The 14,377-nt window shown below is 44.6% G+C and carries 8 protein-coding genes; 3 read left to right on the top strand and 5 right to left on the bottom strand.

What is annotated here, in order from left to right; translation table 11 throughout:
• Nucleotides 1-2: 2 nt before the first annotated feature.
• Nucleotides 3-698: an NAD-dependent deacylase gene (locus tag DWX23_RS06640; RefSeq protein WP_122373877.1), complete on the bottom strand. Its 696-nt coding sequence runs from the start codon at nucleotides 696-698 to the stop codon at nucleotides 3-5.
• A 482-nt stretch (nucleotides 699-1,180) separates the two neighbouring features.
• On the opposite strand from DWX23_RS06640, the gene DWX23_RS06635 reads away from it, so the two are divergent.
• Both DWX23_RS06635 and DWX23_RS06630 read left to right on the top strand, forming a co-directional pair.
• Nucleotides 1,181-4,453 (top strand): TonB-dependent receptor, encoded by a 3,273-nt coding sequence (locus DWX23_RS06635; RefSeq protein ID WP_122373876.1) that lies wholly within the window; start codon nucleotides 1,181-1,183, stop codon nucleotides 4,451-4,453.
• Between the two features lie 14 nt (nucleotides 4,454-4,467).
• Nucleotides 4,468-6,519 (top strand): RagB/SusD family nutrient uptake outer membrane protein, encoded by a 2,052-nt coding sequence (locus DWX23_RS06630; protein WP_183668189.1) that lies wholly within the window; start codon nucleotides 4,468-4,470, stop codon nucleotides 6,517-6,519.
• A gap of 641 nt (nucleotides 6,520-7,160) precedes the next feature.
• Here the strand turns inward: DWX23_RS06630 and DWX23_RS06620 are convergent.
• Both DWX23_RS06620 and DWX23_RS06615 read right to left on the bottom strand, forming a co-directional pair.
• Nucleotides 7,161-8,630 carry a glycoside hydrolase family 125 protein gene (locus DWX23_RS06620; protein WP_122373874.1) on the bottom strand — a complete coding sequence of 490 codons (1,470 nt, stop codon included), beginning with the start codon at nucleotides 8,628-8,630 and terminating at the stop codon, nucleotides 7,161-7,163.
• 16 nt (nucleotides 8,631-8,646) lie between these two features.
• A complete protein-coding gene (locus DWX23_RS06615; RefSeq protein WP_122355786.1) occupies nucleotides 8,647-9,831 on the bottom strand; it encodes a glycoside hydrolase family 76 protein in 1,185 nt (394 codons plus the stop codon).
• Between the two features lie 144 nt (nucleotides 9,832-9,975).
• Between DWX23_RS06615 and DWX23_RS06610 the strand changes: the two genes are divergently transcribed.
• Nucleotides 9,976-10,749, top strand: coding sequence for a DUF5040 domain-containing protein (locus DWX23_RS06610; RefSeq protein WP_199673231.1), 774 nt, complete (start codon nucleotides 9,976-9,978; stop codon nucleotides 10,747-10,749).
• A gap of 25 nt (nucleotides 10,750-10,774) precedes the next feature.
• Here DWX23_RS06610 and DWX23_RS06605 read toward each other — a convergent pair whose 3' ends face one another.
• Nucleotides 10,775-12,373, bottom strand: coding sequence for a DUF4874 domain-containing protein (locus DWX23_RS06605; protein WP_122373873.1), 1,599 nt, complete (start codon nucleotides 12,371-12,373; stop codon nucleotides 10,775-10,777).
• A gap of 79 nt (nucleotides 12,374-12,452) precedes the next feature.
• Nucleotides 12,453-14,375: a RagB/SusD family nutrient uptake outer membrane protein gene (locus tag DWX23_RS06600; RefSeq protein ID WP_122373872.1), complete on the bottom strand. Its 1,923-nt coding sequence runs from the start codon at nucleotides 14,373-14,375 to the stop codon at nucleotides 12,453-12,455.
• Nucleotides 14,376-14,377 lie beyond the last annotated feature (2 nt).

Raw genomic sequence — 14,377 nt, 5'->3', positions numbered from 1 at the left:
TGTTATTTACTCTGTAATAGTATGTTCGTTAATTCTTTCACTCCTTCGGATGCTCCTTTCTGGATAAAGCGGATATCGTTGCGGTAGGTTTTTACCTCTTTCGGGTCTATCAGGTAGATGGGTTGGCTGCGGCGTACGTAATTCAGTAATCCGGCAGCCGGGTAGACGTTGAGGGAGGTTCCTATTACGACAAAGATATCGCACGACTCGACCATACGGATTGCGGGGTCGATCATCGGGACCGCTTCACCGAACCAGACAATGAAAGGGCGGAGCTGTATGCCGTGAGGATCTTTATCGCCGATATGGATATCCGGATTTTCCGGAGAAAGGTCGTACGTCGTGTTCAGGTCCCGTACGGAACAGGCCTTCATCAGTTCGCCGTGTAAATGGATCACATCGCTACTTCCTGCCTGTTCATGCAGGTTATCGATATTTTGTGTAATGATATGCACATCGAAATTCTTTTCCAATTCAGCCAGTCCGATATGTCCCGCGTTGGGCTTGGTGTTGAGCAATTCCCTGCGTCTCTGGTTATAGAAGTTGAGGACCAGTTCGGGGTTGGAGGCAAAGCCTTCGGGGGTCGCAACGTCTTCCACCCGGTATTTTTCCCAAAGACCATCGGAGTCGCGAAAGGTCGAAATACCGCTTTCGGCACTCATGCCGGCGCCGGTCAGTACGACTAATTTCTTTTTCATAAGGCTATTGTTTTTGTACTTTACAAAGATAGGTAATTCATGAAGGAGATCCTTGCAAAGGATAAACAAAAACAGCTTGTATTCTTATGTTTGGAGGATGTTTGTTTTCTTATAAAACGAATTGTTATTTTCTGTATAAATAACATAGTCCTGCTGGAACTAGGATGAATAAGATGTTGCAAATATATAAACAAATATAATACAAACAAATTTTAACCTAGCTTTTCGCAAATTATTTAATAAAGACCGGGAAATGTTGCCAAAGTAGAGCTTTGTAAGTGTAATGTTACTGAATATTCTTACTCTATCGCCTGTATATATCCATTGAATTATATAGTTCCAGCAGAACTTTGTTGTTTTTTGTCATTGTCGATTCAGTGAGCAAAAAATTATTACTGGCAGGATGCATAAAAATCAAAGTTTCTTATGAAGATATTTTTAGATCTAAAATGTTGATAAATGAACAATTAATTATTAAATTCATGAAAAAACTGTTATGTTTATCGAATGCGAATAATGCCTTGCTCCTGAAAATCCCAAAACAAGCAGGCATTATCACCGGCATTTTACTGGCTTTTTCTCCGGTAATGAGTGCTAACGGGAACCCGGTGGCGGAACCGGAAATAGTGGTACAGGTTTCTCTGCAATCTTCGACGGTAAAAGGCGTTGTAGAGGACGATATGGGGCCTGTAGTAGGAGCAACGGTAGTGGTGAAAGGAACTACGAATGGTACGGTGACCGATATGGACGGTAATTTTTCTTTGCCGGGAGTGAAGAAGGGTAGCATATTGGTTGTTTCGTATGTAGGTTATCTTTCCGAGGAAATTACTTATACAGGACAATCCTCGCTTCGGATTCAACTGAAAGAAGACTCGAAACAGCTGGATGAAGTGGTAGTTGTGGGATATGGTTCACAGAAAAAAGTGAATCTGACAGGTTCTGTAAGTACGGTAGACTCTAAGGTCCTTGAATCTCGCCCGGTGCAGAATGTATCGCAGGCACTTCAAGGTGTTATTCCCGGTTTGAATATGTCGGTAGGCAGTAGCGGAGGTATGCTCGATGGGGCGCTGAATATCAATATCCGTGGTGGAGGAACGATTGGCCAGGGATCGAGTGGTAGTCCGTTGGTGCTGGTCGACGGGATCGAAGGGGATATGAATACCGTCAATCCGAATGATATTGAGAATATCAGTGTATTGAAAGATGCGGCTTCGTCTTCCATCTATGGTGCACGTGCCTCGTTCGGAGTGATCCTTATCACAACTAAGAGTGGTAAATCCGGGAAGACCCGGGTGAATTATTCGGGTAACGTACGTTTCTCCGATGCCGTTCAGGTACCGGAGATGGTTGATTCTTATTCATTTGCCCAATATTGGAATAGGGCAAATACGAATGGGGGAGGAAATCCGATATTCAATGACGACGCCATGAAAAATATCAGGGATTATATGGACGGTAAGTTCACCGACCCTACCAAACCGGAATACTATGGTACTGTTGCCGGATCTGATGGTAAATGGAATAACTATGGAGGCGCTTTTGCCAATACGGATTGGTTTTCAGAGTTCTATCGTGACTGGGTGCCTTCTACGGAACATAATCTTAGCCTGAGTGGTGGTACTGACAAGCTGACCTATATGCTCAGTGGCAGTTTCCTTGACCAGACCGGCTTACTAAGGCATGGCGACGACAAGTTCAACCGTTATACAATGAATGCAAAGATCTCGGCAAAACTGGCCGACTGGGTTACTGTAAACTACACTGGCAAATGGACGCGCGAAGATTATCATCGCCCGACTTATCTGACGGGTCTGTTCTTTCATAATATTGCCCGCCGCTGGCCGACTTGTCCGGTTATCGATCCGAACGGGCATTATCAGCGGGATATGGAAATAGTCCAGCTGGAAGACGGAGGTAAACAAACCAGCCAGAAGAACTGGTACACCCAGCAGTTGCAGGCTATTTTCGAACCAATTAAGGACTGGCGTATCGTTGCTGAAGGCAGCATGCGTTCTTACTACCGTAAACAGAGTTGGGCGGTATTGCCTATTTATGCTTACGATGCTAAAAATGAACCGTATCTTCTTTCCTGGAACGGTGGTGCAGCCGGTTATTCAGAAGTATCGGATTCACGTGAGGATGAAGACTACTTCTCTACCAATATCTATTCGGATTATACCAAATCACTGGGCAATCATAACTTTAAAGTAATGGCCGGTTTTAATGCCGAACTTTACCGTCCGAGCGGATTGACAGGTTTCGGTACGGACCTGATCTCACCGGATGTTCCGTCGCTCGGTCTGACGCAGGATAATAAGAAAGCAAGTTCCTGGGCACGTGAACGTGCTATTGCCGGTTTCTTCGGGCGTATCAACTACAATTATGCCGATCGTTACATGTTGGAAGCCAACCTGCGTTACGACGGTTCTTCCCGTTTTATCGGTGATCAGCGTTGGGGACTTTTCCCTTCTTTTTCGGCTGGTTGGAATATTGCTCGTGAAGCATTTTTTGAACCCTTGAACGATGTAGTCGGAACATTGAAGGTAAGAGCATCCTGGGGACAGCTCGGTAATAATAATACAGACAGCACCGATGCCTGGTATCCGTTCTATCAGAATATGCCGACCGGTACGGCTTCTTCCAGTTGGTTGATAAACGGCACTCAGCAGAATGTGGCCGGACTTCCGGGCATCGTTAGCAGCCTGATGACCTGGGAAACGATCGAATCATGGAATGTCGGTCTCGACTGGGGATTGTTCAACAACCGTCTGACCGGTTCGTTCGATTATTACAACCGTTATACATATGATATGATTGGGCCGGCTCCTCTTTTGCCTTCTGTTTTGGGCGCCAATGCTCCGCAAATCAATAACTGCGATATGAAGTCGTATGGATGGGAACTCGAAATGTCGTGGAGAGACCGTATTCAGAAGTTCGATTATGGGGTTCGCCTGGTGGTATCCGACAACCTGCGTAAGATACTCCGGTATCCGAATGAAACAATGGCCTTGAGTACTTATTATAAAGGGCAGATTCTGGGGGATATCTGGGGATACCAGACGGTCGGGATTGCACAAAGCCAGGAAGAAATGGACAAACATCTTGCCAATGGCGGTACGCCTAACTGGGGAACAAGCTGGGGACCGGGCGATATCATGTATGCCAATTTGGATGGTAAAGACGGTGTAGACAGTGGAGCCTATACGCTCGACGATCATGGTGATATGAAGATCATTGGAAATAACACGCCGCGCTATAACTTCGGTCTGACATTGGACGGTGCCTGGAACGGACTCGACTTCTCTATTTTCCTGCAAGGGATCATGAAAAGAGATTATATGTTGGGCGGTCCGTATTTCTGGGGTGCACAAGGCGGTCAATGGCAATCTTGTGCCTTCAGCGAACATATGGATTATTGGCGTCCGGAAGGCGACCCATTAGGAGCCAACACCGGAGCTTACTATCCGAAACCCTATTTCAATACCGACAAAAACCAGCGTACTCAAACCCGGTATTTACAAAACGCAGCTTATATACGTTTAAAAAATATGCAGATCGGATATACCCTACCGAGAATATGGACACAAAAAGCAGGGATGGAATCGGTTCGTATTTACGTTTCCGGTGACAATTTGCTGACTTTATCTGATATCAGCGGTGTATTCGATCCTGAATTGCTGGGTAGCGACTGGGGAGACGGTAAACTCTATCCTTTGCAGAAAACTATTTCAATCGGTTTAAATGTAAACTTTTAATTCATTGGATGAATATGAGACTAAAATTAAAACATATATATGTCGGCGCATTGGTCGGTATCGGCGGATTGACAATGACGTCATGTAACGATTTTCTGGAACGTGCACCGATCAGCCAGATAACTCCGGAATCTTATTTCACCACAGTGGATCAGGTGGGTAATTACGTGCTTAATTATTACGATTCCCAACTCGAAAATTCCAACGGAACCAAGATGTTTCATCAAACGGCCTGGAATTCCGGCGTGCAACGTAATGATGCCAATACCGATAACCTGCTCGCAGACGAAGGCAACCTTAATTATTTTGCCGGAAACTGGCAGGTGTCAGCTGGTAAGACCACACAAGGTTTGTTATCCCGTGCCCGTGTATGGAACTATCTGTTCGAACAGGTGCTTCCTAAAGAAGAAGCCGGAACTATCCAGGGAGCGAGTGATCTGCTTCGTCATTATATTGGGGAAGCCTATTTCTTTCGTGCGTTGAGTTATTACGTGGCCCTTGTCAAATATGGTGATTTCCCGATCGTGGAAGAGGTGTTGCCCGACCAGAGTGACGTGCTTATCGAACACAGCAAACGAGCTCCCCGCAATGAAGTGGCCCGCTTTATCCTGAAAGACCTCGATGAAGCCATTTCCCGTCTTAAGGATCAGGGATTTCAGATGAACCAGCGTATCAATAAACAAACAGCGCTGCTGCTGAAATCGAGAGTCGCCCTTTTTGAGGCTACCTTCGAAAAATACCATCAGGGCACGGGCCGCGTACCGGGCGATGCGAACTGGCCGGGAGCTAAAATGGATTATAACAGCGGTAAATCGTTCGATATACCTGGCGAGATAGACTTTTTCCTGAGTCAGGCCATGGAGGCGGCAGCTGCAGTTGCTGATCAGACCACGCTGACAGATAATTCCCATGTGATGAATCCTGTTTACGGACAGGTGTACGGTTGGAATCCCTATTTCGAAATGTTCAGTACGCCGGATGCGTCAGGGATTAGCGAAGTGTTACTATGGAAGCAGTATAATAAAGGGTTGAGTATTTCCCATTGCGTGCCTACCCGTTTGCAGGTAGGCGACCGTACCGGGATGACTCGTGCATTGGTCAATACTTTCCTGATGAAGAATGGCTTGCCCATTTATGCCGCCGGTTCGGGCTATCACGGAGATGTCACAGTGTCGCAGGAGAAAAAAGACCGCGACGAACGTCTGCAATTGTTTGTCTGGGGAGAAGAAGACGTGCAGCGCAGTGATACGAAAGACCCTGTTATAGCTGATACGGGTGTCGTAGTACATATGGCAAATTTCCGTATCATTTCAGATGCCGAACAAAACCGGGATATCACCGGATACCGTCCGCGCAAGGCTTATACCTATGATTACGACCAGAATAAGAATGATGAATTGCTGGGTAGTAACGGCTGTGTCATTTTCAGGGCTGCGGAAGCCTATCTGAACTATATGGAAGCATGCTATGAGAAAAACGGTTCGCTCGATGCTAAAGCTCAGGGATATTGGAAGGCCATCCGCCGTCGTGCCGGTGTGGATGAAGATTTCTCGAAAACCATCTCTGCAACCAATCTGGGTAATGAAAACGACCTGGCTGTTTATTCCGGCGATCAGCTGGTGGATGCAACGCTTTACAATATTCGTCGCGAACGTCGTTGCGAATTCAATGGCGAAGGCATGCGTTGGGACGATCTGATCCGGTGGCGTGCCTGGGATCAGCTGCTTACGAAGCCTTATGTCATTGAGGGTGTGAACTTCTGGGATGCCGCTTATCTGAAGTATACAAAAACAGTAGACGGAGTGGAAGTATCGGCAGTTGTTGCTGACGGTACGACCGAAGCAAACGTTTCCCGGAAGGAAGATAGTAAGTATCTGCGTCCACTGCGCAGGACCAGTATCAACAACCAGCTTTATGATGGATTGACCTGGAGAAAAGCTTTTTATCTGAGTCCGATCGGTTTGCAGGATATGCAGCTTGCTGCTACCAACCCGGAAGATATAAACACTACGGTAATGTATCAGAATCCGTATTGGCCGATGGCTGCAGGTAAGGCTTTAGAATAATACTACCATTTAAAGAGTACATAAAGTTAACAAATTTGATGGTTAACGAAATAGGGGAAGAGCGTTCGGGAGAATACTCTTCCCTTTTTTATGTAAATATACGCAACACTCCTGGGACGAAGGATTGTTGGAAATACAAATGGCCTGCGGAGTTTATTCCGTACAGGACAGTATCCCCAAAACGCAGCGATTAGAAATGAATACTTCCCTGGGGAGGCATTTACAGTTTCTTGCCCGGATGGCATCCAGCTGTTCAGTTGCAAGAAAGATGCATGCGGAATATACCCGGCATTTTATTAATGTAGAATACCTTTTAAGGCAAATGGGAAATAAGACTAACTAGATGGAGGAAGCCGGGAAAGTAATTTCTTTCTCCCTATAAACTAATTCAAAGGTCAGGACTCTTTTTTACCAGGGCGTACAGGGTACCAGCACAAGGTGTACAGGGTGTTTCTTTAGGATGTACAGGTTGGCGGATTATCCTGTACAGGGTAGTTATACAAAGCCGGGAGTTAACGATTAGTCGGTCATAGGATTTGGCTTAATGAGACTGGAAGATAGTGATAGTTTACAGGAACTATTTATCAAACAAGGTTTTGCCTTGTTTGATAAATAGCCTTGGATAACTTTATTATTTTCTATTATCCCAGATTGTTCAGAATATCTGTTTTTCCTTCCTTTACCAGGCGGTAGATCATTTCTCCGAACAGGGTATTTACCCATGCAAACCAGGAACGGGTAAAGTTTTTTGGATCGTCTTTGTGGAACGATTCGTGCATGAAACCGGTATCGCCGTCCGTATCACGAAGCATTTTGACGCAATGACGTATTTCTTCTTTATCGTTGGTGGTATTGCAACGCATAATGATACTCATCGGCCAGATAAAGTCGAATCCAATGTGCGGACCTCCGATACCTTCGCCGGCTTTCCCTTTGTAGAAATAAGGATTCATCGGGCTTAAAACCAGTTTACGGGTATTCTGGTAGACCGGATCGTTCACGTCGATGCATCCCAGATAAGGCATAGCCAGCAAGCTGGGCACGTTGGCATCGTCCATGAATACATGGTTATGGAAACCGTCTGCTTCGAAAGCATATACTTTTCCGAATTCAGGGTGTTCTACGATTCCGTATTTTTCGATGGCGGCAGCAACTTCGTCGGCTAATGAGTCGCACTGGCGGGCAAAGTCGTTATCCTTTTTGATGTCGCGCATCATCTCAGCCAGCTGGCGGAGTGAAGTGACGGCAAACATATTCGACGGGATCAGGAAACCGAACAGGGTTGCGTCGTCAGACGGACGGAAAGAAGATACGATCAATCCGACAGGGTTTACCGGGCTACCGTAGCCGTCGTTCAGCAATGTATCCCCCTGACGGTCTGTCTTACGGGAGAAACGATACGGGCCGAGTCCGTCCTTGCGTTGTTGTTCGATAAACGTTTTGTAGACGGTTTTCATTGCCTTTTCCCATTCAGCATCGAAAGGAGAGGTGTCGCCGGTCTTCTTCCAGAAATGATAAGCCAGGCGGATCGGATAACAGAGTGAGTCGATTTCCCATTTACGCTCATGAAGTTCTTTTTTCATATCTGTCCGGTCGCTTTCCCATTCGCTGCCTGTCGGGCCTTCGTTGAAGCCGTTGGCGTACGGATCGATATTGATGCACCAGGTCTGGCGGTTGATAACACCTGCCAACATTGTTTTTACTTTCGGATCTTCGTTTGCAAAAATGATATGCGGGAAAACCTGTGCGGATGAATCGCGCAACCACATCGCGTGGATATCACCGGTAAGGACGAAAGTGTCGGGTTTACCGTTCACCATTTTGTGCTCACAAGTCGTGTCGAGTGTGTTGGGAAAACAATTCTCGAACATCCATGCCAGTTTCGGATCTTTCAGCTTGGCTTTTGTCGCCTGGATTGCCTTTTCGACTGCTGCGGAAGTGAACTGGCGTTTTTCCGGTGCCGGACGCTGGCAAGTGTACTGTAATGTGTTAGATACGAGAGGGGCGCCTGGTGTTGCCGATTCTGCTAAATGAGCAAATGATTTCTGCCCGACCAACAGACCTGCCAAAGACAAACCTCCGGATTTTAGAAAGTTTCTACGTGTAGTCATGGGTTTATTATTTTATTTATTGAATGTTACCTGTTTCTGCAAAAAGTTCGATCATACAGGCGTTATCTAACAGCCATTTGAACTTTTTATTATCAATCCCGGCCCAGTCGTTCCCTAGGAATCCGTTTTCATCCCGTGTATATTGCCAGGCATAACGGGCGTTATCCGCCATGGTATTAACAAATTCATACTTGTTATCCACTTTAGCCAAAGCAAGAAGACCGCGCAATAAAATGACATTGAACCACGGATTTGAGGGGTAAAAATAAGCATCTTTTCCATTAATACCAGTGCGTTTCTGCAAAAAATGTTTATAAGCTCCTTTTGCCGTGTTTTGTGCATCCTTCAGGAAGGCTTCGTCTGAAGTTGCCTGGTAAAGGAGTACGCCTGCCTGGATCATCTGTCCGCTGTTATATGTGAACTTGGCTTTGCCGATCGTTTTATCGAGTCCGATATTGTCCCAATAGACATGATCTGCCGGGTCACAGAGGTTTGCCTTTGTCCAGTTGTAGGTTGCTACAGCCTGTTCCAGATACTTCCGGTCTTTTGTCAGATTATACAGTTTCATACATAAAACGGTAGCGGGCGCATTTGAACAGGTATTTTTGGATGTCTTTTTCTGTTCGCACCAATAAATACCTCCGCCCAACACATCGTCCCATCCGCTGAAAATATAAGCATATAATTCTTCTGCTTTTTTCAGATAGCGTTCGTTTTGGGTGAGTGCATATAGGTTGCAGTAATCAATGGCAAGCCAGTCGTTATCATCGTAAAAACGGTCGCTTTCACCGTTGAACATCGGATAACTTTGATAGCAGAACGGGGTGCGTGTGTCGTCCCAGTATTTTTCAAGGCCGGGAAGGATGCGTTCTTCCAGTATTTTCAGGTATTTCTCATTTCCGGTGACCTCATACAGCGAGATACAACCGGACAACATACCGGAATAAGGCCATAGGAAAGATACTTCCTGTCCCTTTTTCTGTTCGGTCCCTTCGGCAAGATAAGTGACGGTGTTTTCCGGATTGACAGGATAAGTCTCTGAAAGTAATCCATACTTTTCAACGTTGTATTTCGTAAGGATATTGTTCAATAGGGAGTCTGCGATAAGTATATCTCCGTTTGTTTGTTGAACTGGTTGTTTGTTGCATGAACAAATACAAAATGCAAGCACGCAACAATGAAGAATTGAAGCAAGTTTCATGGTCTATATCGATTGAATTAAAAATTAAAACGTGCAAATGTAATACATTTTCTTGGATTCGTTAATAATAAGCGGACATACGTGATGTTTTTATATCAATATGATGTATTTTTGCTAATGGGATAATCTAAAAATTCTATAGATATGATGAAAAAACTGTTTTTAATATTTGTCGTACTGTTGAGTGTAATGCCTTTATTCGGACAGGAAAATGTCCATTCTGCGAAATATACCTTATTGTTGACCGGGGCTTCTTTTGCTTCCCCGGAGAATGGATGGTTTGAATTGGGATGTGAGTCTTTGGACGCCGTACCCGTCAACCGGGCGGTAGGTGCGGAAGCGATTGCGAATACTGCCAATAAAATGGAAGATGGCACTCTTTATTCTTTGGAGGAGCTGGATGAGGTCGATGCATTTATCATTATGCATGTGCATGATAAAGATGTATTTGACGAGACGCAGCTAAAAGAGAAATATACTGATTATTCAACTCCTTTCGACCGTTCCAATTATGCGGCGGCATACGATTATGTCATCAAACGTTATATAACCGATTGTTATAATCAGCAATTCAATGAGCATTCCAGATATTACGGGAATAAATACGGTAAGCCTGTAAATATTATTTTTTGTACTCATTGGCACGATGCCCGTACTGTGTATAACTCGTCTATCCGTCGACTCGCCGCTAAATGGGGATTTCCGCTTATTGAATTTGATAAGTATATCGGGTTTTCTAAAAATGTTCTCCATCCGGTAACCGGTAGCCAGTTTAGTCTGATCTATGCTCAGGATACCCAGGAAACGGATGGTGTTACATATGGCTGGCATCCGCAACGGGGAAAAGAGAAGTTCATTCAGCGAAAGATGGCGGCTATTTTTGCCGATATGATGAGGAATGTGTTGCCGGTCAGATAAAGGATTAATCCGACCGGCTAACAGGTCAGCGGTGTGTTATCTTTAATGTCGTTAAGATGTTGATTCCGTATTTCTTGTCGGATGAATTCCACCATTCTGTATCTCCGTTGGCACAACGAATGGCATACCGGTTATTATATTTCAGACGTTCGGAACCATCCGGTATCCATAGGCCTATTCTGTATTTGCCCGTTTTCAGATTTTCCGGAATAGTAAATTGTCCTTTGATGGTATGAAGCAAAGGTTTACACTCCGGATCTGTAGGTTGGTATGGTTGGAAGCTGTTGACGTTCGTCTCGGTCAGTAACTCTGTAACCCGGTCCTGCTCATCGACCAGAACAAAATAAACGGGATGCTCATTGAATAAGGTAGAAAAACCTCTGTTAATCAGCGAAAGATCCAGCGAGATTTCTTTTCCGGCTACCAGGGTTCCGTTTATTTTGAGTTGTTGTAATTCCAGCCGGTAACCCAGATGATCCCGGATATAATCGAATACGTTTCGTGTAGCCGGACTTCCGTCCTGATTTTTAAAGTAATGGTCGGAAACGGGCATATGGTTTTCAGATAAGAATGTTTCTTCCACAGGAGTTTCTTTCCAATACATCATTGAATATTTATCTTTGGTCCCTTTTTCCTTGTAATTATGAATGGCACTGAGCGAAGTATAATGCTGAAGGAAAAGCTGTCTGGCTGTCGCTATGCCGTCGATAATCCATCCGGCTTCCGGATTGTCGGGATCTTCATTCATACTCCAGGTACCCCAGGGAAGTTCTCCGTCTACGGCTAAATAAGGACTTTCTTCGACGATTTGGTTGAAATAAGGAGTTCCTTCATGCATGTTTCCGTCCCATTTATGAGGTTTTATAATGATGAAATCATCATGGAAAGAAACTCTGTTATATGACTTGCTATCTTTGTTTATCAGGTTTTTATATTCCGGGACTCTTACTTGTACCATTCTGTTTTCCGGAGTCATCCAGACTATCTTTTCCAGGATAGTACGCTTACTGTCGTTTGTGCTTTCCAGTCCGTGGTATGAGCTGTGCCATTCGCCCCATGCACCGATGAATCCGGCTTGTACAACTTGAATGACATCTGTGTTTTGTGCAAGGAACGGTTTCAGTTGTTCCATATGGCGGAGCACATCCTCCAGGGTAGGGCCGCTTCCCGCTCTTCCCATAAAGGCGGTTTCATAAGCAAATCGCAATACCGCTTTTTTACCTAATTCTCTTAGTTTGTTGAAATAGGTATCCATTGTGGTAAAAGCATCTTCCGATAAGTCTTTTCCTACGAATCCGGTGAGATAAAAATAACTTTGAACCAGGCTGACACTGTCTGATGCATAGATAGCGGACTCTGATTCTAAATGGCTGGTTATGTCGGGGAATTGTTTAGGGTTCCAGACATCTTTCCCGCTGGCAATGTCGACTGCTATTTCCAATCGGAAGCCTCTTTCCGGATTGTATAGACCTTCCTGTCCGGCAGGGTCGTCGGCATAGATGCCGCGGAAGGTGATTGTCTTTGCTTTTCCGTTGCCTTTATCCGGGTTATTTCCGTGTATACAACTAGCAAAGCAAAAGAATAACCCTGATAGAATAAGAATAAAGTATCTTTTTTGTTTCATGATATATGATTTAAGAGAGAATAAGCCCTATACTAAACTATCTAGTATAAGGCTTATCTGTTTTATAATTAATTAGTTATTACCAAAGAGGGTTCTGTACCAGAAGCCGGCTTTTTTGTATTTCATCCTGTGGTATCGGATAAAGGTACATGGCACGTCTCCAGGCACGGTTTTCAAGAACGATGCGGGTAAAGAAAGAATTGTTGGCTCCGATCGGTTGGTCTTTGTATCCGTTCATATTCATTGAATGGAGAACGCTTTGATCTGCCTCTTCACCTTCTCCGCAAATCATCCAGCGCCGGATGTCGAAGTAGTGTTGTCCTTCCATAAACAATTCAACAGTACGTTCGCGTTGAATCATTTTTCGTTGCAGTTCCTGATTGCCGATAATATTCTTTTTACCGGAAGCGGCCAGTTCTTTATATCCGGGAATACCGGCACGTTGTCTTACCATATCCAGGTATTTGATGATATTGGGATCGTTCGGGTCTATTTCATTACAAACTTCTGCATAGTACAGATAAAAGTCTGCCAAACGGAATAGAATGGAAGGACGTGCCCAGGCCTTCAAATAGTTTCCGGTAAACAGGATTTGGCGGTTTTTGAATTTAGTAGGCAGGTAACCGGTACGAGGGTTATCGGCAGATGAGTTGTCGCAACCTTCCCCTTTGGCAAATCCGATTGTGTAATCGGGTCTTCCGACCGGTTGAATATGCCAGCTTTTACCTTCATACCCTACGCCGGCATAGAAACGAGGTTCGCGGTTGGCATACATATTGAATACATTTGTATCTACCCGCTTGTTTTCGTTACATGGGTTAACGACATCGGTAAAACCGTCTTCTTTATACATGCTACCCGGATCGTCGATTGTTAATCCGTCTTTAACGAAGAAGGCATCCACTAAATTCTGTGAAACTCCAAGATATCCCCAACCTGTGTAACAGTCTCTGGGGTTGGTGTTCTGTTCCATTGTCGAACCGTTCCAAAGGTTATCTCCGGTAGCCCACAATATTTCGTCATTGTAGTTCTGGAATAATTGATAGACCGATTCATCCGGATTAATGGTTCCGTCTGTATTATATACGGTAAACAAAGTGTGCTTGTTTTGTTCTGCATTATTCAATAGATCTTCCAGGCGGCTTTTAGCGGTGACCCACCTGCTGGCATCGTAAGAAGCAAATATTTTTTTACCGTCGGTATTGGCAACATCCAGTGTTTCTTTGTAACCACCATTGAATAGCGGCGAAGCTGCATATACCCAAAGCTTGGCTCTTAATGCTTTAGCTGCAGTCACTGTCGGACGGACGATCTCATTCAGATTGTACCGGTCGTTTCCGGTAGCTGAATGATTCTGGATAATTGATTCAGGCAGGTTGCCGGATTCGATGACTTCTTTTAATAAGTTATCGATATATTCAACGGTTTCATCCACGGATGCTCTGGCATAATCCAGGCCTTTATCTTCCGGATCGGCTAGTTCATCCAGGATAGGAACCGGGCCATACAGTTCGAAGAGTGAGAAATAACTGTAAGCGATAAGGTATTTTGTTTCAGCCTTCATTCTCTTAACATCAGCCTCCGTTAATTGATATTGGTCGTTAATGTTACCTTTAGGATTTACTCTTTCCAGGAAAATATTAGCATCACGTATATATTGATACAGGTTCGCCCAGCGTTGTTGGAATGGGGCATTGGCAGAAGTGAAACCGGATATCATTTCACTCATACCGACACCACTAAGAGTTGTTTCTCCACACATGGATACCCACACTCCGGAAAATCCATTGGCTTTATTCTTTCCGATACTGGAATATTCAGAAATACTGTTGAACAAATTTCCATGCCAACGGCGCATGTAGTTGGGGTTATCGAAAACTTCATCTAATGTCAGGTTTTCTGCCACTTCATCCGACACATCCAGATAATCGCTACATCCTGTGAGGGCTAGAGTTAGAAAGCATGCAGAAGCAATTGATGTTATTTTATTTAAGAATTTCATAT

This window comes from Parabacteroides sp. AF18-52 (assembly GCF_003479145.1).
GTDB classification, from domain to species: Bacteria; Bacteroidota; Bacteroidia; order Bacteroidales; family Tannerellaceae; genus Parabacteroides; species Parabacteroides faecis.
This window is presented reverse-complemented; position numbering and strand designations above follow the sequence as displayed.

Excerpts from the sequence above, each read along its gene's own strand:
- DWX23_RS06640 (WP_122373877.1), bottom strand. The coding sequence starts at position 698 with ATGAAAAAGAAATTAGTCGTACTGACCGGCGCCGGCATGAGTGCCGAA.
- DWX23_RS06635 (WP_122373876.1), top strand. The coding sequence starts at position 1,181 with ATGAAAAAACTGTTATGTTTATCGAATGCGAATAATGCCTTGCTCCTG.
- DWX23_RS06630 (WP_183668189.1), top strand. The coding sequence starts at position 4,468 with ATGAGACTAAAATTAAAACATATATATGTCGGCGCATTGGTCGGTATC.
- DWX23_RS06620 (WP_122373874.1), bottom strand. The coding sequence starts at position 8,630 with ATGACTACACGTAGAAACTTTCTAAAATCCGGAGGTTTGTCTTTGGCA.
- DWX23_RS06615 (WP_122355786.1), bottom strand. The coding sequence starts at position 9,831 with ATGAAACTTGCTTCAATTCTTCATTGTTGCGTGCTTGCATTTTGTATT.
- DWX23_RS06610 (WP_199673231.1), top strand. The coding sequence starts at position 9,976 with ATGATGAAAAAACTGTTTTTAATATTTGTCGTACTGTTGAGTGTAATG.
- DWX23_RS06605 (WP_122373873.1), bottom strand. The coding sequence starts at position 12,373 with ATGAAACAAAAAAGATACTTTATTCTTATTCTATCAGGGTTATTCTTT.
- DWX23_RS06600 (WP_122373872.1), bottom strand. The coding sequence starts at position 14,375 with ATGAAATTCTTAAATAAAATAACATCAATTGCTTCTGCATGCTTTCTA.